This is a genomic window from Pseudoalteromonas sp. CST2, assembly GCF_028599385.1.
In the GTDB taxonomy this organism is placed as follows: Bacteria; Pseudomonadota; Gammaproteobacteria; order Enterobacterales; family Alteromonadaceae; genus Pseudoalteromonas; species Pseudoalteromonas atlantica.
In genome coordinates this window covers 547,309-570,148 of sequence record NZ_JAQREO010000001.1, presented here as the reverse complement: position 1 = coordinate 570,148, position 22,840 = coordinate 547,309, and the positions used below count along the sequence as shown (strand labels likewise).

Sequence of the window (22,840 nt, the reverse complement as noted above, 5' to 3'; positions counted from 1 at the left end):
TTTCTATTAAATGGTGCCACCATAGGGTTAAATTTATAACCTTGCCTCAATCATGAGGCGTTTCATGTCGCGTACTGCTTTTTCAAGGCCATCAATAGCTGCGCGCGCAATAATAGCGTGGCCAATGTTAAGCTCATAAATTTCAGGCATTGCAGCAATTGGTTTTACGTTATGATAATGAAGGCCATGCCCTGCATTTACAATTAAGCCTAAGCTCGCCGCGTATTTTACACCCTCTCGTATGTGCTCAAGCTCTTTGTTTAAATCTTCATCATTAGTGGCATCTGCATACGCGCCGGTATGAATTTCTACATACGGTGCACCACACGCTTTAGCTGCATCTAACTGTGCTTTATCGGCGTCAATAAATAATGACACTTTAATACCCGCATCAGTTAGTGTTTTAGTGGCCGCTTTAATTTTATCTACATTACCAGCCACATCTAGGCCGCCTTCGGTCGTAAGCTCTTCACGTTTTTCAGGTACTAAACATACGTACTCAGGCTTTACTTCAAGGGCAATATTAATCATTTCATCTGTAACCGCTGTTTCAAGATTCATACGCGTTTGAATCGTTTTAGCCATTACGTATACATCGCGGTCTTGAATATGGCGACGGTCTTCACGCAAGTGAATAGTAATACCATCTGCACCGGCGTGCTCTGCCACACTGGCTGCATGTGCTGGGTCTGGGTATGATGTACCACGCGCTTGGCGAAGCGTTGCAATATGATCAACGTTTACGCCTAAAAGAATGTCTTTCATTTTGTTACCTGTAAAATATGTTTATTGAGAGGCCATAAATAATTCACGGCTTTTTAATGGTTTATTACCCAGTAAAGGTTTTAGTAAATAACGGCTTAATTGTTTTGCCATATAGAGTACATCGCTTTGGCTAAAATCATGATTAGCAATCGCTTTGAGCTGCGCGCCGCTAAACCCTGAGCGCGTATCTTGTTGCATCAAAAAACCCAACTCAGGAAAGTAACTATACGTTTGTCTTTCATCAATTGGCTCACCACTGGCATCAAAGCTAAAGTCGACGCCATAGCCCAACAACTCTAATAATTGAAATTCGTATGAGCGCAGCACCGACTGTAAATCAACATCGCTATTTAAGTTCTCTAGGTGAGTTTTGTAGAGCTCAAACACTTGTTCAAGTGGCTCGTTTACCGGCACAATGCGGTTAGTCAGCTCATTTAAATAAAAGCCACAGTAAAGCTTATCCTTTGTTAAATATAAAGGATTACCATGTAGCTCAAATTTATTAATGTATTTTAAATCGTACTTGCCACTGTAATGAACAAGCAGTGCCTGAAAAGGCTGCAATTGTGCTTTGTGTTTAGTGGCCTGGCGACCACTCACTCTGGCTAGCATTCTTAGCTGGCCTACGCCTTCTACCAGCATATCGAGCATTACTTGGGAGTCGCTATAAGGACGCCGATGTAATAGGTACGCTGTGTAGAAGTCGCTATCCATATTAGTTGGTTAAATGCAGGTTAATCTTCGCCATAGCCTAAACTTCTTAAGGCACGTTCATCATCTGCCCAACCCGATTTAACTTTAACCCAAAGCTCTAAAAACACTTTGTTATCGAGCATTTCTTCAAGGTCTTTACGGGCTTCACGGCCAATCACTTTAAGCTTTTCGCCTTTGTTACCTATTACCATGCGTTTTTGGGTTTCACGCTCAACAAGAATTAACCCGTTGATATGCCAAACACCGTTTTCTTGCCATTTAAACTGCTCAATTTCTACAGTAACAGAATACGGCAGCTCTTCGCCCATAAAGCGCATTAGCTTTTCACGAATAACTTCTGCCGCCATAAAACGCATTGAGCGGTCGGTTACATAGTCATCAGGAAAGTAAAATTCGCACGGTGGTAAGCGTTTAGTTACTTCGGCTTTAATTAAATCAACGTTTTTACCTTGCGTTGCCGATACCGGCATAATGCCCACAAAATCAAATTTGTCGCCAAGCATCTTCATATGCGGTAATACTAAATCGCGGTCTTTTACTTGGTCTATTTTATTAATAACAAGTAAAACGGGCTTACCACTTTGCGATACTTTATTAAGTACCATTTCGTCATCGGCATTCCAGTGAGTGCCCTCAACAACAAAAATAATAAGCTCTACATCACCAATTGAGCTCGATGCAGCACGGTTCATTAAGCGGTTAATAGCGCGCTTTTCTTCAACGTGTAAGCCCGGCGTATCAATATAAACAGCTTGGTGTTGCCCTTCTGTATGAATACCCATAATACGGTGGCGAGTTGTTTGTGGCTTGCGCGAGGTAATACTTACTTTTTGCTCAATGATTTCATTAAGCAATGTTGATTTACCTACATTAGGGCGGCCAACAATGGCAACCATGCCACAAAACGTATCAATATCACCTTCATGAGGCTGTATTAAGGTATCAAGATTCATTTTTTAGTATCTTCAATGCTTTTTCGGCAGCTTTTTGTTCGGCTTTACGGCGCGAGCTACCAACTGAAATAATGCTATCCATACCTTCAACTATACATTCAACCGTGAACGTTTGATTGTGCGCTTGACCTTTGGTATCAACAACGGTGTAGCCCGGTAAAGATAACTTACGCGCTTGTAGATACTCTTGCAGCAGGGTCTTAGGATCTTTTTGATTAAGCCCTGGTGAAATAGCATCAAGTCGAGATTCGTACCACGCTAAAATTAGCTCGCCACAGCGGTCTATGTTTGAGTCTAAAAACACAGCCCCTATAATGGCTTCTACAGCATCAGCTAATGTTGATTCACGACGAAAACCACCGCTTTTTAACTCACCCGGCCCAAGGCGCAAGTAGTCACCTAAACCAAACTCTAGCCCAAATTCAGCAAGGGTTTGGCCACGCACAAGCGTAGAGCGCATACGGCTTAAATCGCCTTCACGCGCTTTTGGAAATTTGTCGTACAAAGCATTGGCAATAACAAAGCTCAAAATTGAATCGCCTAAAAACTCTAAGCGTTCATTGTGCTGACCTTTATGACTGCGGTGCGTCATTGCCTGTTCAAGTAAACCTTGATCAGCAAATTCGTAGCCAATTCGTTTATATAATTCTGTTACATTTTTTTTCATTGTTACTGAATATTACCTAGGCGTTCAAAACGAACACCAGTTGGAACCCATCCTGGTAAAACATCATCTGGGCCATTCTCAAATTCAAAACTCATCCATATAAAGACAGCTTTACCCACCAAGTTTTCTTTTGGTACAAAGCCCCAAAAGCGACTATCTTGGCTGTTGTCGCGGTTATCACCCATCATAAAATAATGATCAGCTGGTACAGTCCATTCATCCGAAGGAGTCCCTGGTTGCTGATAGTAACGCCCTTTACGTTCAGGAGCGCGTGGGTTGATTAAAATGTCGTGCTTGAGTGTCGTTAAATCTTCATTTACTCGGGCAAGCGACATTTGGCCTTGTTTAAACTCATTATCGTTAATTAATTTAAAATCAATTTTATTAAACTCATTACAAAGTAAGTCACCCTGCTGGGTCTCGCCTTCTTTACAATTAGGTTGAATATATAAACGCTTATCACGATAAACAATTTTATCGCCTGGTAAACCAATAGCACGTTTTATATAATCTACTCGCTCATCTAACGGGTATTTAAAAACAACAATATCGCCGCGTTCAGGCTCGCCTACATCTACAAGCTGGCTACGCCATACTGGGTCTTTAATCCCGTACGAGTACTTTTGTACTAAAATAAAGTCGCCCACCAACAAGGTTGGCATCATTGAACCTGACGGTATTTGAAAAGGCTCAAAAATAAACGACCTAAAAATAGTAATAGCTGCAATCATCGGAAAAATCGACTTTGCAGTTTCTGTAATTGCCGGCTCAGGTGCTATTAACGCCGCTGTTTCTTCATCAAGCTGGCCACCGGCAGATGTTTGGGCAAGCGCCAAACGCTCTTGCCTTTTTGGCGCATACATTAGGTGGTCAATTAACCATATTAAACCTGAGCCTAACGTTAATAACACCAATAAAACTGAGAAATAACCAGCCATCTATAATCCTTTGTTTTTATTTACCAACTTTCAAAATAGCTAGAAACGCTTCTTGCGGTACTTCTACGTTACCCAATTGCTTCATTCGTTTTTTACCATCTTTTTGCTTTTGCAGTAGCTTTTTCTTACGACTCACATCACCACCGTAACACTTAGCGATTACATTTTTACGTAATTGCTTAACCGTGGTACGCGCAATAACATGTTGTCCTATTGCAGCTTGAATCGCAATATCAAACATTTGACGCGGAATAAGCTCTTTTAACGCATCAGCAAGTTGGCGGCCACGTGATTGTGCACTGTCGCGGTGAACAATTATAGCGAGCGCATCAACACGTTCACCATTGATAAGTATATCAACACGTACCATGTCTGATGTTTGAAAGTGCTTAAAGTTGTAATCAAGCGATGCAAAACCACGACTGGTTGACTTTAATTTATCAAAAAAGTCCATAACCACTTCAGCCATAGGTAGTTCATAAGTTACAGCGACTTGCTTGCCGTGATAACTCATTTTAGTTTGCATACCACGCTTTTCTACACACAGAGTAATAACGCTACCTAAAAACTCTTGCGGTACAAGTATGTTTGCCTCTACCACTGGTTCGCGTATTTCAACAATATCATTTACCGCCGGTAAGTCAGACGGGTTATCAATTTGACTCGTACCTTCTTTGGTTACTACTTCGTAGATTACAGTAGGTGCCGTGGTAATTAAATCAATATCGTATTCACGCTCTAAACGCTCTTGAATAATTTCCATGTGTAGCATACCTAAAAAGCCACAGCGGAAGCCAAAACCCAGTGCTGTTGAATTTTCAGGTTCAAAAAATAACGACGCATCATTTAAGCTTAGTTTATTAAGCGCATCGCGGAACGATTCATAATCATCAGAGGCAATTGGGAACATACCTGCATATACTTGCGGCTTAATTTTTTGAAAGCCTGGTAAACGCACTGGTGCCGCATTTTTTTGATGCGTAATCGTATCGCCCACTGGGGCGCCGTGTATTTCTTTAATACCGGCAATAACAAACCCTACTTCGCCGGTACGTAAAATACCCGTGTTGGTTTGTTTAGGGGTAAAAATACCCACGTGATCAGCTGTATGTACTTGCTCGTTCGACATTATTTTTATTTTGTCGCCGGCACGTAGTTCACCATGCTTAATACGCACTAGTGATACAACACCTTGGTATGGGTCAAACCACGAGTCAATAATAAGCGCCTGTAAAGGTTGATCTTTTTCACCTACCGGTGGTGGGATATCCTTTACAATCATTTCAAGTACTTCAGCAATACCAACACCAGTTTTTGCACTACATTGCACAGCGTCTAGGGCATCAATACCAATAATGTCTTCAATTTCTTCTGCTACACGAAGCGGATCGGCTTGCGGTAAATCTATTTTATTTAAAACAGGGATTACTTCTAAATCCATTTCAATGGCGGTATAACAGTTTGCCAGCGTTTGTGCTTCAACACCTTGTCCGGCATCAACAACTAAAAGCGCACCTTCACATGCCGCTAAAGAGCGAGAAACTTCATAAGTAAAGTCAACGTGCCCTGGTGTATCGATAAAGTTAAGTTGGTAGGTTTCGCCATCGTTAGCAGTGTAGTTAAGCGTTACACTTTGCGCTTTAATGGTAATACCGCGCTCACGCTCGATGTCCATTGAATCTAACACTTGCTTTTGCATTTCGCGGTCTGTTAAGCCACCACAAACCTGGATCAAACGATCTGAAAGGGTCGATTTACCATGGTCAATATGGGCGATGATCGAAAAATTACGGATATGCTTCATAAACTGGATTCTAAACTTCTATTTTAATAGGCTAAGTACGAATACCTGAGTGACTTGAAAATACTTATTGGGTATAAGTGCTATATAAATGGCTAAATGCGCTTTAGATAATCAAATTTTTGATTGCCTTTTTACCCTGTATTTCCAAGTTACTCTGGTATAAAACGGCAATTTTACATTTAATTGGCCTTAATCACCATCTATTTGCGTTAAAGGAAGGCTAATTGGATGAATTTTTATCACTTTTACATCATGCCTGAGTGTTTTTACTTTGCTTTTAGCTAAAAAGTAACCACCTACACCGCCCAAAGCGGCGAATAATATTTGCCATCCCTGCGCTAAAAGTAGTAATTCGGCACTAATAAATGCAAGCGTTAATCCTAAAAATAAAGGCAGCATGTATACAGCAAAAGCATGTTTGACTAGATGCGAATCATCTAATGAGAGCGTTACTTTTTGGCCCACTTCTACAGGAGTATCAAATTGATATGGAAAGGTTTTTTTATCGCTACCAAAGAGTTTGGCAAAGACTTGCGAGCCACAGCGGCCATTACACCCTTCGCAGGCTTTTTTTTGCTGGGCTTCTAAGTGGGCAGTGGTGCCATCTAGGGCAACCACTGTAAGTGTTTGTTCAATCATAACAACCCTTACGAATTGTTTATAATGCGCGAGTCACTGACTCAGCAATTGCCTTTGCGGTTTGGCTTGGCACATTACCAACAACGGATACATCAAAGTTTCCGCCATTATGCACATAAATTGTCGTTGCGCCAGAAGTTAATGATCCGCTTAAGCGGCGACCTGGTAGGGGGCGCTGTACAAAAACAGAAATTTCCACAAACCCATCAGAATATAAATAATAGTCAGTAAGTTCGTTGTTTAAATCAAGTTTATGGCGGTCTGATTTTAGTAATTTAAAGCCATTAGGTAACCAACCAATGCGCCAGTTTGTGGCATTACTTTTTTCACCTTCCAGCGCGTTACCTGGTAACGGCGTTGGAAAATTACGATTGAGCACTTCTAAAATCATCGGTGCTGGTTGCTCTGTTACGCTAATATGGGTTAACTGTAGCTGCTCTAATGCTTCACCTTGGTGGTTAACATAAGCGGCTTTTAATAACAGCGATGACTCTGTATCAAGCCAAATCCAATAGTTATATTTGTATTCATCTTTTGATTCTATTCTCACCAGTTGCGCCGCTCGCCCTGCAATACGGCCTTTACCACCTAGCACAAAATCATATTGGCTGCTTAGCGCTTCAATATCTTTAAATAATACTTCAGGTATTGGCCCAGCAATGGAGTCTGTATTTATAGAATATGGCTGCGATTGCGGTTCAAAGTAGGTTACTTGGTCGTTAATTCTCACCATTTCTAAGCCCGCTCCATTAAGTAAACTTAAATGCTCAAGCTCTGTTTCACCTTGCTTTGCATGCACCCAACGGTAAGGTTCCATGGCTTTACCCTTTACCACCACAAAAGAGGCGTCAAAATTACGGGTATGCACTGCATTCGCCATGTTTAGTAATAAATCTTTGGCGGGATTTGTGTCGTTAGCAAAAACATTAAAGCTTAATACCAACGACAGAACAAAAGTGATTACTTTCATTTAATTAGTTTTTTTCCTCTTGCGCTTTGTCACTATTTTGCGCTGTTTGCAAAGAGTGTGCAACACGTGCTTGACGTTGATGCTCTAAAACTAACGCGCCAATGCGTTGTTGCTGTAATTCGCGTAAACCTTGCTCAGCGTTTTCAAGAGCAGGTTCTGATGAATAACTCACCGGCGATGCCATACCTGTTAATGGGGTAGTTTGTAAAAGCGGAATTTCGCTTTCTTGCTCGCCCGCACCTTGCGGCAAGGTATTTACGCCAACAATGGCAAACATAGCTACGCTTGCAGCAATAGCAAGTTGTGCAACCGGCTTGCGCCAATTAAACGCCACTACTTTGTTATCTTGCTGGGCTTCACTGTGCTCGGTATCGGATGCGTTATTTGTTGTCGATTGGGTGAAATCGGCATACACAGGCTCACTTTCAAGTGCTAAGGCTATGTTATCGCTTATATCGATGTGTATGTCGTTGTTATTTTTTTGAGCACGCATCGCATCACCAATTAGCGCATATCGACCAAACGTAGCAACATCCTGATCAGAAATTTTACCCTCTGCAAGGTGTTGTTCGCCGTCAAGTAATGCTGATAACGTTTCGCTATCCAACTTGTTAACGTGTGCTTTTGTCATACTAAGACTCGCCTATTAATGGGTTTAATTTATTATCTATTGCTTCTCGGGCTCTAAAAATACGCGAACGTACTGTCCCAACAGGGCAATCCATTACCACGGCTATTTCTTCATAGCTCATCCCTTCGATTTCTCTTAGGGTAATCGCGGTTTTGAGGTCTTCAGGCAAACTATCAATCGTATTAAAAATAACAGCGCGTACTTCGTCGCTTAACAGTAAGTTTTCAGGCGATGCGTTTGAACGCATCGAATCCGCACCGTCATAAAACTCGGCATCTTCAGCGTCTATATCGTTTGCTGGCGGTTTACGGCCCTGAGCTACTAAATAATTTTTAGCACAATTAACGGCAATACGGTATAACCACGTATAAAAGGCACTATCACCTCTAAAGTTTGGAAGTGCACGGTAGGCCTTAATAAATGCCTCTTGTGCTACATCTGCAATATCGCCTTGGTTAGACACATAACGTGAAATTAACCCTGCAATTTTGTTCTGATACTTCTTTACTAATAGGTTGAAGGCGTTTTTATCTCCTTGCTGGACCCTTTTTACAAGCGCTAAATCTAATTCCTGCTCGCTCATTCGAGCCGGTACTCCTCTGTTTGATTCTTGCTGGTTATTCATAGTGTCGCCATTGTTCACAAATACTCTGACCTCTTTATGAATAAAAAGTTCTGCTTAATATTATTTTTTTATAAAATAGTCGTAAATAACGGCGCTAAGCCATTAAAATCACTACGTAGTAATATGACAAATATGATACAACTACATTATTAAAAACAAATATTGCTCTAATTTGAGCATTGTAACCGCAAAGTACCTCTGACATGAACCAAAATAAACATCATATTGCTGATGTCGCTATTATCGGTAGCGGCGCGGCGGGCTTATCTCTTGCATTGTCTTTAGCTAACTATTGTAATGTTACTGTGATCAGTAAAGGTGCCCTCACCGAAGGCTCTACACTGTATGCACAAGGCGGGATTGCCGCAGTATTTGATAAAAAAAACGACAGCATAGAATCACATGTTGAAGATACCCTTGATGCCGGCGGTGGTTTATGTGACCGAGAAGCTGTGCATTATACTGCAAGTAATGCGCATCAGTGTTTACAATGGCTCATTGAGCAAGGCGTTCCTTTTGATATGGAGTTTGATAGCAAAGGAAAAGAGCGCTTTCATTTAACCCGCGAAGGCGGACACAGCCATCGCCGTATTTTACATGCAGCCGATGCCACTGGTAAGGCCGTACAAACCACGTTAATTAGCCAAGTTAAAGCGCATAAAAACATTACCCTGCTCGAGCAATACAACGCCATCGATTTGATTAGTGATAAAAGCTTAGGTAAGCCGGGTTCGCATATTCATGGCATGTACGTGTGGAATAAAAAAGCAAAAAAAGTAGAAACTATTTCAGCTAAATTTGTAGCGCTCGCAACAGGGGGGGCAAGCAAGGTGTATTTGTACACTTCAAACCCTGATGTATCTAGCGGTGACGGTATTGCCATGGCGTGGCGTGCAGGCTGTAGGGTAGCCAATATGGAATTTAACCAGTTTCACCCCACAAGCCTTTATCATCCAGAGCTACAAAACTTCTTAATTACCGAAGCTATGCGCGGTGAAGGAGCGTATTTAAAGCGCCCCGACGGCACTCGCTTTATGAAAGACTTTGACGATAGAGAAGAGCTGGCACCGCGCGACATAGTAGCCCGTGCTATCGACTTTGAAATGAAGCGTTTAGGTGCAAATTGTGTATACCTAGATATTAGCCACAAAGATAAAGACTTTATTATTGAGCACTTCCCTACTATTTACGCAAAGTGTTTAAGTGTAGGGCTTGATATAACCAAAGAAGCCATCCCGGTTGTTCCTGCCGCGCATTATACGTGTGGCGGTGTAATGAGCGACTTTAACGGTAAAACCGATTTAGATAACTTATACGCTGTAGGCGAAGTAGCCTACACAGGTTTGCACGGCGCTAACCGTATGGCGAGCAATTCATTATTAGAGTGCATTGTATTTGCTCACGCTGCCGCTAAAGATATTTTAAGTAAACTTGAGCATGCGCCAGCACCACTTGCGCTGCCAAGTTGGGATGAAAGCCGAGTCAGTAATTCTGATGAAGAAATTGTTATTACCCACAACTGGCACGAACTGCGGTTATTTATGTGGGATTATGTAGGCATTGTGCGCTCAACTAAACGCCTAGAACGAGCACTGCACCGTGTTGAGTTATTACAACAAGAAATACATGATTATTACGCAAACTTTAGAGTAAGTAATAACTTATTGGAGCTTCGTAATTTAGTACAAGTAGCCGAGCTTATAATTAGAAGTGCAATGCAGCGTAAAGAAAGCCGCGGCCTTCACTATACGATTGACTACCCTGAGCAAAACGAAAACCCAACACCCACTATTTTGATTCCACCTCGCCATTAATGGCAATCAATGCTGCGCGCTTTAAACGTGCGTAGCTTTGCTTATTTACGCCATTAGCTGAAATAATAAGCCATTGGCGTTTATTAAAACCTTTAATGTGTAACCACACACTGGTATTTAATATTTTTGTTTTAGGGGTTATTTGCCCCTGAACTTTTAAACTTTCGTTTTCGAAGCGTATTTGCTTAGGCTCTAAAATAATAACGCCACTTTCAGGGTGAATGGCCACTATTTTTTGCCATACCCAGCAAAGCGCAATTGCATTTACAGTTATACAAACAACAATGCTAAAAAAAGAGCTTAAATAAAGCCCCAATACCACACTTAATAAGCAGAAAAACAGCACCACAGGCCGCTGCTCTGCTTTATTATTTACTACTGTAAACCTATACACGAACTCGGTCTAAAATTAGCGATACCATGGTATTAAGCTCAGCATCTTTACACTCTTCATGGCCCATAAACCATGCAAATAAATCAGGGTCTTCTTGGGTTAGCAAACGCTGAAATACAGCCTGTTGCTGTGCATTTAACGAATCATACGCCTGCTCTACAAATGGCATAAACAAAACATCTAACTCTAACATGCCGCGGCGACAAGCCCAGCGTATACGTGCTTTACTATGAATTTCAGTCATTTTAAACCTCATACTTAATTGTCCCGAGTTTAACAAATACCCGCCTAATTAGCAGCTATTAATCTGTGTTCAAATAATAAAAAACTGCCCGCCTTCGTTGCTGTACCCTAGGTTATAACTGCGTTATTATGTCTACTCATTTGTATTGCACAGAAGGTTTTTATGTCGAGCGTTTATGCATGTCCGTTATCTCACCAACTTATTAGCCTAACCGGTGCGGATAAATTGTCTTATCTTCACGGACAAATCACTCAAGATCTCAATAAACTATCTAACAGCAATTATTTATGGGCTGGTCACTGCAGTGCCAAAGGCAAGTTGTGGGGTGTGTTTAAATTATTTTCTCACCAAGATAGCTACTACTTAGCAGGTTCACAGCCTGAGGTAGAGAAGTCGCTCAGTGAGCTAAAAAAATACGCTGTGTTTGCCAAAGTAGATATTGATGTTTCTACGAACAGATTAATCGGGTTGATCAGTGACGATTTAACCCCAGTACTAGAAAAACTTGATATTCGTTTTTCTGATGACCAAACGGCCTGTGATTTCCCAAGTGGTAAAGCCCTTAAGTTAGCGCCAAATCGCGTTTTACTAATGGTTGATAGCCAATTTAGTATGCCAGATGATGTGTCTACATTAGATAACTGCGCACTATGGCAAGAAGCCGCTATAAAAGCGGGCGAGCCACAATTAAATAGTGACGCCATTGGCGAATACGTACCACAAATGGTAAACCTTCAAGCGATTAACGGCATTAGTTTTAAAAAAGGCTGTTACACCGGCCAAGAAACGGTTGCCCGTATGAAGTACCTAGGTAAAAACAAACGCGCTATGTATATTGTTACAGGTAAAAGCGATGGCCTACTTGAAGAGCCAGAGCTTGAAACCCAAGTGGGCGAAAACTGGCGCCGCGCTGGTAAACTAATTGCCCAAAGCTATAACGAAAATAGCCAAACCATATTTGGCCTTGTTGTGCTGCCAAACGATACACCAAGTACACACGTACTTCGTGCAAAGCACACCCCTCAGGTAGAGCTAAGCATTCTGCCTCTACCTTACTCTCTTGAAGATGAATAAATAGGAATGACTATGATCGTTGCACCAAACACAGTAGTAAAAATGCATTATTCAGTACTGGATAACGATGGCAATACCATTGATAACTCTTTTGATGGCGAGCCACTGGTTTTTATTATTGGCACAGGCTACTTAATCCCAGGGCTTGAAAATGCACTCCAAGGCAAGCAAGCCGGTGATACATTAAATGTAAAAGTAGAACCTGAAGAAGGCTACGGCGAACGTCACGATAACCTAATGCAAGCGGTGCCTAAGTCGATGTTTGATGGCATGGAGATTGAAGTGGGTATGCAATTTAGAGCGTCGACTGATGATGGTGATCAATCTGTGATGATTATCGAGATTCAAGATGAAGACGTTATAGTTGATGGCAACCACCCGCTTTCGGGTATTACCCTTAATTTTGATGTAGAAATTTTAGAGGTGCGCGAAGCAACCGAAGAAGAGCTTGCGCACGGCCACGTGCACGGTGAAGGCGGTTGTGGTCACGATCACTAATCATACCGCCGTTTATAAAAAAAGCGCCTAAGGCGCTTTTTTTTATAACATATTGTTGTAGGTCGCGGTTTTTATTGGCGCCGGTTCCTCTAAAGGGGTTTCACTGGGTGTTATTTTACCCTCAAGCGCACGTAATAAGCCTTGCTGATCATTTGTTCCCACTCGGTACTTAGTACCGTCTTTTAAGGTTAACTGTAGCGCACTAAACCCGGATACAGAATACACCCACCCATCATGCGTAATACGAATACCAATACCATGGCGGTAAGAGTTTTGCACCGCTTTAGCCTCCACTATGTCCGCAAGTGCTAATCGTTGCCCCGCAACGCCAGGGCCAAAAGCCCAACTAATTGTTTGCTCGTCAACTTTTACGGTTAAACCATGAAACAAAAAGCCGACTAAAACCAATACACCGGCAAATACCATTAATGGCACATCGGCGCCCATTAAGTTCCAGGCGAGGGCTACAAAGCCGCCTATCCATGCTAAAACAAAAAATATAAACACCGCATATTGTTTATGCTGATACATAACGCTCTCTTTATTATTAAAAACTGTACACCAACGTGGCGCTTAATTCTGAGTCGTATTTAAGGTTATCGTCTTCAGGTTTTGAATTATAACGATACATGTAGGCAAACTTTAACGATACCGCACCTATGACTTGGCTAATCAAAGCGGTTTCTGACTTCAAACGCGAATTTAACCCCGACAAAGACTGCTCAATACTCACATCTTGATTAAAGCGCGTGCGCTTTGATACCAAACGCTCCCACTGCATTGCAATACGAACTAAATAACCGGTTTTGTTTTCATCTTCTTCGCTTACCTCTGACTCATCATCAGCGACGGAGCGATATAAACCTGGGCCAATATCAATATCTACTTTATTTTTTACACCTTGGTAAACTCTGGCACCATAGCCAGTAGCCACCGTACTTTTGTAATCTAGGCCACTAAATTTATCTTCTTCGTAGTCACCGTAAATAAAAAATGAAGAGTTTTTAACGCCCACTTTGTAGTTACCCTGTGCAGAGACAAAAATACGGTCTGCCGTTACATCGGTTTGCCCTGTATCTTCGTTTTGATCTCGTTTATACAAGGTGTCTAATTTAAATTGGTTACGCCAATTTTCGAAGTCTTGGTATAAATTTCCTCTAAACTTAAAGCTGGTAGAGTTAGTATTACCCTTACTTAAAATCAAGCCAAATTCCGTATCGCCATAGAGCATTTCGCCTTTATGTAGCTCGTGAATTTCTTCATCAGAGAGTTGTCCATATTCATGAAAGTCTTCAAATGGATCAACAGCCCAACAGCGGCTGCTCATTATTAAAAACACGAATAGTAAATACTTATGCACGGTAAACTCTCTTGCACATACAAACAAAACTGCTTACTCAGCGTGCTCTGTTTCTTTCCACAAAATATGACAAAACGGCGCGTCTTTATCACGGCTAATTAAAATTTTTGCAAATAACACATCTTCGTTTTCAAACTCTAACCCCACTAGCACTTGCACAAATAACTCCGGCTCTATTTCAAGTGCTACAAAGTCTTGCCATTGCTCATCAGGCTCGCCCTCTTCAATAAACCCAAGTTCTTCTCGGTATTCGTTAAAGTCTTCAACATCTTGTTCGCTAAGATTATTTGGCGCCAGCTCTAAAAAAATATCGTACGCTTGATGGGTAACTTCTTCTTCGCTATATAAACGTGGGCCTGACATGGGTAAAACCTCAATGCATTTTAAGTGCGCACATAATATCAAAACTCATCTGTGTTTTGAGAAAAAACAGCTAAAAATAATGACTTTTTTGTTACCAGCTCATGCGCAGTTAAGCTTAAATAAGATTCAAAGTGCTTTGACTAAAAAAGTTAAAAATAATTCAATTTATTTTTTATTATAAAACAAACCGTTACTTTACTTAGTAAGGCGTACATCATAAGCTCAAACACATAATAATAGGAGAGCGCAATGATAAAACTAGAAATACAACAAGGCATTGCTAACGTTATTTTAAGCCGCGCAGAAAAACAAAATGCACTTAGCTTTGATATGTTCATGCAATTAAACAGCACTATTAAACGTATAAAAAAAGATAAAAGTGTTCGCGCCGTAGTGATAAAAGGTGATGGTGAGCATTTTTGCTCTGGGCTTGATGTGGCTGCAGTGATGGCCTCACCATTAAACATTGTTAGGCTGTTGCTAAAATGGCTACCTGGCAATCAAAACCTAGCGCAAAAAGTAGTACTGGGCTGGCAATCGTTAAGCGTACCTGTGATTGCGCAAATAAATGGAAATTGTTTAGGGGGTGGGCTACAAATAGCATTGGGCGCCGACTATAGAATTGTTGATACCCAAGCAAAACTGGCCATTATGGAAGCGCGTTGGGGGTTATGCCCCGATATGGGTGCTAATGTAGTGCTTGCTGGTTTATTAAAGCGCGACCAAGCACTGTGGCTGGCAAGCCACGCCAACCCGATTAGTGCATACACTGCCTACGAGCTGGGGTTAGTCACAGAGCTTACAGACAATACCGAACAGGCCACACAGCGCATGTTAAATATATTACGTGAGCGCTCCCCCGATACACTGGCAGCGATAAAGCGCGTTACTCAGCAAAGCTACACAACAAACCAGCGACAAATTTTAGCTAAAGAAACGTTTAGCCAAATTCGCTTGTTACTCAATCCTAATACTAAAAAAGCAATTGCCAAAGCAAAAGGGAAAACAGATATAAGCTATGCAAATTCAAAACGCTGGTAAGACTAAATTAGTATTTAATAATAGTGCGTATTTGCTAACGTTAATTTCTTTCTATATTAATGAGCCATTATCATGAAGTACTTGCTTAGCAGTGCAATTATTTTACTGTGCTTAGGGTGTGCTAAATTAATAATGCACTTAATTGGTGGCAGCTTCCCTGCACCGCTCCTTGGCATGGTTATTTTACTGAGTTTATTACTGTTAGGTGTAGTGAAAGAGCACCATATTAAACCCTCGGCCTCCCCTATTTTAAATATTATGCCAATATTTTTTATACCCGCGGGGGTAGGATTTATCGAGCACATTGCACTTATTAAGCTGCATTGGCCCTATTTGGTTTTGGTTATTTTGCTCGTCCCTGCCAGTACGCTTTTACTGGTAAGCAGCGTTGTTGGCTATGTTAAAGGTAAAAATAACAATGACTGAGCTGCACCTTACGCTATGGTACTTAACAACTCCCGCTATTATTTTGCTGTTTTTATTATTAAGAGCGTTTAATAAACACTGGCAGCAAAGCATAGTAAAGTCGCTCACCAACCCGGTGTTTTTAAGTATTGCGATTATTGCCTTAGTGCTTGTTAATTTAAAATTACCTTATGCTGATTTTTCCACGCATAGCCAACTACTTAGTTGGCTATTAGAGCCTGCTATAGTGGCACTGGCCTTACCTTTATATCAGCAGTTTATACATGTCAGAAAAAATCTACTGTTAATAGTAAGCACGTGTAGCTTAGGCATTATTAACGCCACTGTGGTGGCTTTTATTTTAAGTATTTTATTTGATGTACCCGCCAATTTAAGCGCCTCCGTAGCTGCATTAAGTGTAACTACGCCTATTTCGTTAATAGTTACTGAGTCTTTAGGGGGGATTAGCTCTCTTGCCGCAGCATTAGTCATATTTATTGGCTTACTAGGTGCACTCTTTGGGTTAATGCTCATTAAGTGGGTAGGTGTTAATAACCACCAAGCTCAAGGAATAGCAATGGGAACTGCGTGCCATGCTATAGGCACCGCAGCAGCACTGGACGAGCACCCAAAAATAGGTGCGTTTTCCTCGGTTGCGATGGCTTTAAGCGCATTATTAACCGCCATAATAGTCCCCGTGCTATATCCTTTTTTAGTCAACACTTTGCTATAGTTAGCAAAAAATAATTACGCAATATAAAGAGCCCACTATGATCAGTTCTGAAATAGAACAATTTGAAAAATACTACACCATGCTCACTGAGTATTTAGTTACCTACAGTATGCAAATTGTGGGTGCCGTTTTTATTCTTATACTAGGTTTGTGGGTTGCTAAAAAACTCTCAAATTTAGTCGCTAAATTGATGGCTCGTCATAATGTCGATATTACGCTTACCAGCTTTGTCAGTAACGTGGTAAAAGTATTGCTTATTGTGATGGTTGTAGTGATAGCACTTGGCAAAATAGGCATTAGTGTTACCCCCTTTGTAGCGGCTATAGGTGCTGCCTCTCTAGGTGCGGGTTTAGCCTTACAAGGGATGCTTTCAAACTATGGCGCAGGCCTTGCTATTATTGCAACGCGCCCCTTTGTGGTAGGCGATACCATTGAAGTAAAAGGGGTCAGTGGTCAAGTAAAAACAATTGAGCTGGGTTACACCATTTTAATAGATGAAGAAAAAGTAGAAATCACTATTCCTAACAAGCACATAGTGGGTGAAATTATTCACAACTCGTTTAGCTACTCGTTAGTTAAAGGAGAAATAGACATAGCCTATACTGCCTGCGCTGATACCGCTGTTAGCCTTATTGAAGAAGTATTAAAGGCTCATGATCAGGTGGCTCAAAACCCTATTTCTCAAGTAGGCATAGAGCGCTTTGCCGATAGCGGCGTAACCATTAGTTATCGCTATTGGGTGCCTACAACCAAAATAATAGAAACCAAGCTTGCTATTAACGCAGGCGTTTATAAAGCCATTAATAGCGCTGAGATAGAAATACCCTTTCCGCAGCGGGTGGTTACTATTAAAGAACGCGACCTTTCTTAATAAAAAACAAAGCCGCTTAATGCGGCTTTGTTGTTTTTTAGCTTAAAGCAGTAATAAACTGCCTAACCCTAAAAAGGTCACAAACCCAACTATATCGGTAACCGTGGTTAATATTACCGAGCCAGAAAGCGCAGGGTCTATTTTCATTTTGTCTAAAATAGACGGTATAACAACCCCAGCTAACGACGCAGCAACTAAATTAAGCAATATAGCAACGGTAATTGTAATGCTTAGCATTATGTCGCTAAACCAAACAAAGGTGAGCGCGCCAATCACTAATGCCCACACTAAGCCGTTCACCGCCCCCACCCGTAGCTCCTTTTTTAAAAGTGCATTGCGGTTAGAGTCGGTTACCTGGCCAAGCGCTAAACCGCGCACTATTACCGTTAAAGTTTGACTCCCGGCGATTCCGCCCATAGAGGCCACCACAGGCATAAGTACCGCCAGTGCCACAACCTGCTCTATTGTTGCGCCAAATAAGCCAATAAACCAAGATGCTAAAAACGCAGTGGCTAAATTTATACCCAGCCAAATTCCCCGGTTTTTAGCACTTTTTCTTACACTGGCAAACAGGTCTTCGTCTTCGCGTAAACCACCAGCTTTGGCCGCAGCTTCGTCGGCAATTTCTTGGCGTAGTTCGTATGCCGAGCTAATGGTTAAACGCCCGACTAATTTATTATCGGTATTAACCACCGGCATGGCCATTTTTTCACTGTGAATAACCACTTCTGCCGCTTCGTATAAATCATCATCTGCATGTAATGATGAAAAATCATAGTTTGCCAGCGCCAATAGGTTATCGCCTTCATCGGCTTTTATTAAATCATTTACTGCAAGTTCACCTATTAGGCTGCCTTGGCGGCTAACTAAATACACAACTTCGCTGTATTGTGGCAAACCTTTGTGCAGTAATTTTTTAACGCCTGCAATTGTTGCTTTTTCAGTTATTTTTAGAAAGTCGAAACCAACCCAGTGACCTAATTGCTCAGGCGGATACTGCTGAGCAAGATCGTATTGTTTCGTTTGTGCTTCATCGAGTTGCTTTTTAGCATAATCAACAAAGCGCTCAGGAATAACCTCTTCAAGCTCAAGTAATTCTTCAACATTCACTTCATCTAATAGCGCGTATGCCTCGCTATCATCTAAGGTTTGTAGTAACCATAAGCAGCTGTCATCGCTCAGGGTGACAAATATTTCATGCTGCGTGTCTTTATCTAATAGCTGCCAAATTTCTAGACGCTGTTCTTTTGGGATGGCTTCAAAAAGTAGCGATAGGTGCTCAGTAGATAAATTAAGCTGTGCATCGGCTAAAAGCTGGCTTTTTTGCGTGTGTGTTTCGCATTGTAATAAATCGTTTATTAGCTGCGGTAGTTGGTCGACTGGATACTCAATCATCTTGAAACCTTAAATTTAAAAATGCACATTGCTTATAGTTTACTTGAACAATAAAAAATTGCAGAAAAAACCTAAACTTATTAAGACGCTTTAAGCTTTGATGGTTGAAACTGCGCTCATTATTTTTGCGCATTGTAGGGGCAAAAACACCAGCGATACTACTGTTTATTTTAAAAATTAAAAAAGAAATTATTGGCCTTATTTTTAGCCAAAAAAAAGCCCATAACGCTAAGCTGTTATGGGCAAAGTCACACAATGAAAAAAGGGGAATTAAAATCTATCTGTTAAGTTACGTATTAGGTCAGAGTCCACAAACTGCGTGACCATTGCAGCACCCCATGCATATGCACGTTGTATTGGGTAGCCTTTAAATATCCAGCGTTTACGAACATGGTTAAAACGCTGCAAATACTGCTGCTTAGCACGCGGCAAAGGTGTACTACTTAGCTTATCCCACGCTTTATATACGCCCGACATGTCAGAACCGCGCATAAAACGTTGCAACCAACGCGCAAAGCGCGAAAAGCTAATGGTTGACTGAAAATCAATGATATAAGGCTTGCCATCGCTACCACATAATATATTGCCCATATTACGTAAATCTAAATGCACAATGCCTAGGCGGTGCATTTTTGCAACTTGGCGTTCAAGCTCAATAAAAAATTCAACAGGCAACGTCTCGCCCTGGTGTATTAAGCTCCTAAGCGGCGTGCCTTCTATGTAGTCATACGCCACCGCTATCGGCGATAAACGGCTAAACCGATTAGCAACTGCATCAAGCTGTGCTAAGCGGCTCAACCCTTTAAATTCTTGATTTACAGAAAGCTTGGCAAAGGTTTTACGAATAAACCACGGGCTTTGGCTAAAGTCTTTTACTATTAAGTCAAACGTATCATCTTTGTACCTGTATACAATTGCGTTCGCAAAACGCCCTTTATGAACAACACTTAAATACTGTTGCATAAATACATGTTCAGGAAACTGCTGCTGTAATTGTGATAACAACTTATTTTCAATCATAACAAACCTAACAAGATGATAACTTTAATTGCCTAGGCAACTATATTAGCAAAGTTGGATTTGCCGCACAATTAGATCTAGTACTTAGCAGGCTAAGTTTTTATTGAAACAGTATCGCTAAAATGTTGATAATCTTTTTTAGAGATTTAAGAAGGTGTATCTAGGTTGTTTATTGCTCGGTTTAGTAAGTCCATAACGCTGTGTTTTTCATTTTCAGAAAAACCGCTAAGTGCTTTTTCGTACACTTGATTTACTAAGGGCATTATTTGCGGATAAAGCGCTTTGCCTTTATCACTTAAACTTAAAAGTGTAGAGCGTTTATCAAACTCACATTGTGTTTTTTCAATTAAGTCTTTTTCTTCTAAACGCTTTAACAAACGGCTCATCGCCCCTTTATCGTACACCATATGATCGCTCAGCCCAGCTAATGTGTTTACTGAGCCACGCGCTAATAGCACTACCACAATATATTGCGCAGAGGTTAAGTCCATACAATCGAGTTGGGCATCAATGTGTGTGGCAATTTTTGAACGTAAAAACGATATCAACCGGCCTAGGTCTTGCTCTGCTACGAGCGTTTCGGGGTCGGCGTTTTGTACTGAAGGCATACTTTGTTGCATATAAGGGTTACTCTGTTTATTCAAAATGCGTGTAATAGACTACACATAATTAATAAAATTCCCTAGGGTTAGCGTACTTTCAAAAATAAAAATTTGTTCTACCTAGGGTCTGGCATGTTTGGCGTTAATACTGCGTTATCCCCTATGCCTGTGCAGCAACCTTAAAATATAAGCACAGCTTTACCAAATAAAAGTACCTTGCTAAAAATTCAACCTCAAAAAGCAAACAACCTCTAAACCATTTTGTATTTAAAATAAAAAGCCGCAACATAAGTTGCGGCTAGTAGTGGTTTATGCAATGACGTTTTAAACCTTAAACTGCCCTATTAACTGTCCTAAGTTTTCACCGCGCCCTGCTAAATGCTGGCTAACCTCAGAGGTGGCCTTACTTGCTTGGGTTAGTTCATTAACAATTTCTTGAATGGCAAACACATTACGGTTTATCTCTTCTGTCACTGAGCTTTGCTCTGTGGCAGCGGTTGCAATTTGCGTACTCATGTCGTTAATGGTGGTAACCGACGTAGTCACAGCACCTAAACTTTGCGATATATCGCGCGATGACTCAACTGAGCGATTACAACTTGCTTGGCTCGCCTGCATGGCATTTACCGCGGCGCCCACTAAGTTATGTAATTCACTTAGCATTTCACTAATTTCATGGGTACTAAGTTGTGTACGACTCGCTAAGCTCCTTACTTCATCAGCCACCACGGCAAAACCCCTACCCTGCTCGCCGGCACGTGCGGCTTCTATGGCGGCGTTAAGTGCAAGCAAGTTAGTTTGCTCGGCAATGCCACCTATTACACTAAGTACACTGTCTATTTTTTTAGATTGCTCACTTAAAGAGTTTACCTGATCAGCTGCTAGGTTAATTTCGCGCATAAGGTTGGAAACTTCACTTAGGGAAATATCTACGCACTCTTGCGCTTTTGCCACTTCTAGCGTTGCCGTATGAGTAGACTCAGCAACTTGCGTGGTATTTTTAGCCACTTCGTGAGAGGTAGCCGACATTTCGGTAATCGCTGTGGCAACTAAATCTGTTTCGTGGTTATGATTAAGCAGTTTATTTTCAAACAGTTTTGTTTGCGAATTAATATCGCTTGAGGCATTTTTTACATCATTAGTAACATCAGCCACATTACTTATAATGCTTTGCAGCTTGCTAACAAACACATTAAACGATTCGCCCAACTGCCCTATTTCATCGTGCGTATGTATAGCTAGGCGTTTTGTTAAGTCGCCTTCACCTTTAGCAATATCATCTAAGCTTTGGCCCATTATTTGGATAGGTTTAACCATAGCGTTAGACGCTAAAAGTGCGCCCACTACGCTAACCACAACCCAAAATAAGGCAATTAATAACAAGGTGGTTATTTTTTCGCGAGTATGTGATTGCATAGTCTGTTCATAATTTGCAAGCTCTGTTTGTATATCATCCATATAGGCACCCGTACCAATCATCCAATCGGTACCTGGTATCATTACGGCATACCCTATTTTCTCTACTAACCCGTTGGTATTTGGCTTTTGAAAATGGTAATTAAATGCCCCGCCACCTTTACGTGCTTGCTCTAATAATCCAACAATTATTTTTTTACCATTTGGGTCTGTCATCCCTATTTTATTTTGCCCTTCAATAGCACTTCCTAACAAGGCATGGAACACACTAACGCCGCGTGTGTCGTAAATAAAAAAGTAACCGTCGTCACCAAAAGTAAGCTCCCTAAGGACATTTTTAACACTTTGTGTTGATCCGTTATCCAACTGATGGCGTACCAACTTGCTTGCTATTTCCACTTCGGTGGCAAGTAGCGTGTGTTTGTCTTTAATGAGTTTAGATTTAATTGTTTCAAAATTTTGTTGCTGATTTTGCGATTCTAAATAGTATGAGCTGGCCATTAAGCTAATCAATAACAAGCTCAACGGTAAAATAGCCAGTAATAAAAGTTTATTTCTCAAGCTTAAGTTACTCATTAAATCTCCACAAATAGGGTATGCACGTTATCACTGTCTGCTTTGCAGTAATTAACGCAATAAAGTAAGCATTTAATATGTCACTATTTATATCAATTTATAAATAGCGCAGGGGGTTGCCAAGGGCTGGCAAGGTGGGCGCATTATAATTAGATTACAGCGCTTTAGATATACATTATCACTCGACATTAGTCGCAATTTTTTATCGAAAACACTGTGTAGTAAGGCGTTTTCATTACCTTTTACTTAGCTAACACTCAAGCAGCCCCACCACTATTCATCTCACATTAAGGTAGCCAGGCATTTTTATTTAACATATAATCATCAC

26 protein-coding genes are annotated in these 22,840 nt (G+C 41.1%); 7 read left to right on the top strand and 19 right to left on the bottom strand.

All coding sequences use genetic code 11. From position 1 onward, the window contains the following. Positions 1 to 33: 33 nt before the first annotated feature. The 10 genes from pdxJ to rpoE all read right to left on the bottom strand — a co-directional run bounded on the left by pdxJ (position 34) and on the right by rpoE (position 8,664). On the bottom strand, positions 34 to 765 hold the full coding sequence (gene pdxJ / locus PSH41_RS02590; RefSeq protein ID WP_248452055.1) for a pyridoxine 5'-phosphate synthase: 732 nt from the start codon (positions 763 to 765) through the stop codon (positions 34 to 36). Between the two features lie 21 nt (positions 766 to 786). After that, positions 787 to 1,479, bottom strand: a complete 693-nt coding sequence (gene recO / locus PSH41_RS02585; RefSeq protein WP_024033080.1) for a DNA repair protein RecO — start codon at positions 1,477 to 1,479, stop codon at positions 787 to 789. A gap of 20 nt (positions 1,480 to 1,499) precedes the next feature. Further along, complete coding sequence (gene era / locus PSH41_RS02580; RefSeq protein WP_004586229.1) at positions 1,500 to 2,432, bottom strand: GTPase Era; 933 nt, start codon at positions 2,430 to 2,432, stop codon at positions 1,500 to 1,502. Next, positions 2,422 to 3,099 carry a ribonuclease III gene (rnc, locus tag PSH41_RS02575; protein WP_004586228.1) on the bottom strand — a complete coding sequence of 226 codons (678 nt, stop codon included), beginning with the start codon at positions 3,097 to 3,099 and terminating at the stop codon, positions 2,422 to 2,424. The genes era and rnc overlap by 11 nt, the downstream gene beginning before the upstream one ends. Positions 3,100 to 3,101: 2 nt before the next feature. Then, positions 3,102 to 4,037 carry a signal peptidase I gene (gene lepB, locus PSH41_RS02570; protein WP_004586227.1) on the bottom strand — a complete coding sequence of 312 codons (936 nt, stop codon included), beginning with the start codon at positions 4,035 to 4,037 and terminating at the stop codon, positions 3,102 to 3,104. Between the two features lie 16 nt (positions 4,038 to 4,053). Next, positions 4,054 to 5,841, bottom strand: a complete 1,788-nt coding sequence (lepA, locus tag PSH41_RS02565; RefSeq protein ID WP_029771928.1) for a translation elongation factor 4 — start codon at positions 5,839 to 5,841, stop codon at positions 4,054 to 4,056. Positions 5,842 to 6,030: 189 nt separating this feature from the next. After that, positions 6,031 to 6,480: a SoxR reducing system RseC family protein gene (locus tag PSH41_RS02560; protein WP_004586225.1), complete on the bottom strand. Its 450-nt coding sequence runs from the start codon at positions 6,478 to 6,480 to the stop codon at positions 6,031 to 6,033. A 19-nt stretch (positions 6,481 to 6,499) separates the two neighbouring features. Next, the gene (locus PSH41_RS02555) at positions 6,500 to 7,450 is read right to left on the bottom strand and encodes a MucB/RseB C-terminal domain-containing protein (RefSeq protein ID WP_054982697.1); all 951 of its coding nucleotides are present in this window, start codon (positions 7,448 to 7,450) and stop codon (positions 6,500 to 6,502) included. A gap of 4 nt (positions 7,451 to 7,454) precedes the next feature. Then, on the bottom strand, positions 7,455 to 8,081 hold the full coding sequence (locus PSH41_RS02550; RefSeq protein ID WP_273588793.1) for a sigma-E factor negative regulatory protein: 627 nt from the start codon (positions 8,079 to 8,081) through the stop codon (positions 7,455 to 7,457). Position 8,082: 1 nt separating this feature from the next. Beyond that, the gene (gene rpoE, locus PSH41_RS02545) at positions 8,083 to 8,664 is read right to left on the bottom strand and encodes an RNA polymerase sigma factor RpoE (RefSeq protein ID WP_004586222.1); all 582 of its coding nucleotides are present in this window, start codon (positions 8,662 to 8,664) and stop codon (positions 8,083 to 8,085) included. Positions 8,665 to 8,909: 245 nt separating this feature from the next. Here rpoE and nadB point away from each other — a divergent pair, with 245 nt between their 5' ends. After that, positions 8,910 to 10,520, top strand: coding sequence for an L-aspartate oxidase (gene nadB / locus PSH41_RS02540; protein WP_024033085.1), 1,611 nt, complete (start codon positions 8,910 to 8,912; stop codon positions 10,518 to 10,520). On the opposite strand, the gene PSH41_RS02535 is transcribed toward nadB, so the two are convergent. Continuing rightward, positions 10,495 to 10,914 (bottom strand): hypothetical protein, encoded by a 420-nt coding sequence (locus PSH41_RS02535; RefSeq protein WP_085065394.1) that lies wholly within the window; start codon positions 10,912 to 10,914, stop codon positions 10,495 to 10,497. The genes nadB and PSH41_RS02535 overlap by 26 nt on opposite strands. After that, positions 10,907 to 11,158: an FAD assembly factor SdhE gene (locus PSH41_RS02530; RefSeq protein WP_004586219.1), complete on the bottom strand. Its 252-nt coding sequence runs from the start codon at positions 11,156 to 11,158 to the stop codon at positions 10,907 to 10,909. The genes PSH41_RS02535 and PSH41_RS02530 overlap by 8 nt, the downstream gene beginning before the upstream one ends. 162 nt (positions 11,159 to 11,320) lie before the next feature. Here PSH41_RS02530 and ygfZ point away from each other — a divergent pair, with 162 nt between their 5' ends. Together ygfZ and PSH41_RS02520 are read left to right on the top strand one after the other, a co-directional pair. Continuing rightward, complete coding sequence (gene ygfZ, locus PSH41_RS02525; protein WP_256851215.1) at positions 11,321 to 12,232, top strand: CAF17-like 4Fe-4S cluster assembly/insertion protein YgfZ; 912 nt, start codon at positions 11,321 to 11,323, stop codon at positions 12,230 to 12,232. Between the two features lie 12 nt (positions 12,233 to 12,244). Further along, positions 12,245 to 12,730 carry an FKBP-type peptidyl-prolyl cis-trans isomerase gene (locus PSH41_RS02520; RefSeq protein WP_004586217.1) on the top strand — a complete coding sequence of 162 codons (486 nt, stop codon included), beginning with the start codon at positions 12,245 to 12,247 and terminating at the stop codon, positions 12,728 to 12,730. Between the two features lie 42 nt (positions 12,731 to 12,772). Here PSH41_RS02520 and PSH41_RS02515 read toward each other — a convergent pair whose 3' ends face one another. From PSH41_RS02515 to PSH41_RS02505, 3 genes are all read right to left on the bottom strand, one after another. Continuing rightward, positions 12,773 to 13,261 (bottom strand): hypothetical protein, encoded by a 489-nt coding sequence (locus PSH41_RS02515; protein ID WP_004586216.1) that lies wholly within the window; start codon positions 13,259 to 13,261, stop codon positions 12,773 to 12,775. A 16-nt stretch (positions 13,262 to 13,277) separates the two neighbouring features. Further along, positions 13,278 to 14,057: a DUF481 domain-containing protein gene (locus PSH41_RS02510; RefSeq protein WP_276537847.1), complete on the bottom strand. Its 780-nt coding sequence runs from the start codon at positions 14,055 to 14,057 to the stop codon at positions 13,278 to 13,280. Between the two features lie 66 nt (positions 14,058 to 14,123). Next, a complete protein-coding gene (locus PSH41_RS02505) occupies positions 14,124 to 14,453 on the bottom strand; it encodes an HI1450 family dsDNA-mimic protein (protein WP_004586214.1) in 330 nt (109 codons plus the stop codon). 249 nt (positions 14,454 to 14,702) lie between these two features. Between PSH41_RS02505 and PSH41_RS02500 the strand changes: the two genes are divergently transcribed. The 4 genes from PSH41_RS02500 (at position 14,703) to PSH41_RS02485 (ending at position 17,503) form a co-directional block, all read left to right on the top strand. Continuing rightward, positions 14,703 to 15,494: a crotonase/enoyl-CoA hydratase family protein gene (locus PSH41_RS02500; protein ID WP_248531608.1), complete on the top strand. Its 792-nt coding sequence runs from the start codon at positions 14,703 to 14,705 to the stop codon at positions 15,492 to 15,494. A 72-nt stretch (positions 15,495 to 15,566) separates the two neighbouring features. Next, complete coding sequence (locus tag PSH41_RS02495; RefSeq protein ID WP_004586211.1) at positions 15,567 to 15,920, top strand: CidA/LrgA family protein; 354 nt, start codon at positions 15,567 to 15,569, stop codon at positions 15,918 to 15,920. Continuing rightward, the gene (locus tag PSH41_RS02490) at positions 15,913 to 16,632 is read left to right on the top strand and encodes an LrgB family protein (RefSeq protein ID WP_273588792.1); all 720 of its coding nucleotides are present in this window, start codon (positions 15,913 to 15,915) and stop codon (positions 16,630 to 16,632) included. Before PSH41_RS02495 ends, PSH41_RS02490 begins: the two co-directional genes overlap by 8 nt. A 37-nt stretch (positions 16,633 to 16,669) precedes the next feature. Continuing rightward, complete coding sequence (locus PSH41_RS02485) at positions 16,670 to 17,503, top strand: mechanosensitive ion channel family protein (RefSeq protein WP_029774567.1); 834 nt, start codon at positions 16,670 to 16,672, stop codon at positions 17,501 to 17,503. Positions 17,504 to 17,545: 42 nt separating this feature from the next. On the opposite strand, the gene PSH41_RS02480 is transcribed toward PSH41_RS02485, so the two are convergent. From PSH41_RS02480 to PSH41_RS02465, 4 genes are all read right to left on the bottom strand, one after another. Further along, positions 17,546 to 18,898, bottom strand: a complete 1,353-nt coding sequence (locus PSH41_RS02480) for a magnesium transporter (RefSeq protein WP_024033089.1) — start codon at positions 18,896 to 18,898, stop codon at positions 17,546 to 17,548. A 270-nt stretch (positions 18,899 to 19,168) separates the two neighbouring features. Continuing rightward, a complete protein-coding gene (locus PSH41_RS02475) occupies positions 19,169 to 19,918 on the bottom strand; it encodes a serine/threonine protein kinase (RefSeq protein WP_024033091.1) in 750 nt (249 codons plus the stop codon). A gap of 146 nt (positions 19,919 to 20,064) precedes the next feature. Continuing rightward, on the bottom strand, positions 20,065 to 20,538 hold the full coding sequence (locus PSH41_RS02470; RefSeq protein ID WP_052026274.1) for a MarR family winged helix-turn-helix transcriptional regulator: 474 nt from the start codon (positions 20,536 to 20,538) through the stop codon (positions 20,065 to 20,067). 306 nt (positions 20,539 to 20,844) lie between these two features. Further along, the gene (locus PSH41_RS02465) at positions 20,845 to 22,512 is read right to left on the bottom strand and encodes a methyl-accepting chemotaxis protein (RefSeq protein WP_273588791.1); all 1,668 of its coding nucleotides are present in this window, start codon (positions 22,510 to 22,512) and stop codon (positions 20,845 to 20,847) included. Positions 22,513 to 22,840: the final 328 nt, after the last annotated feature.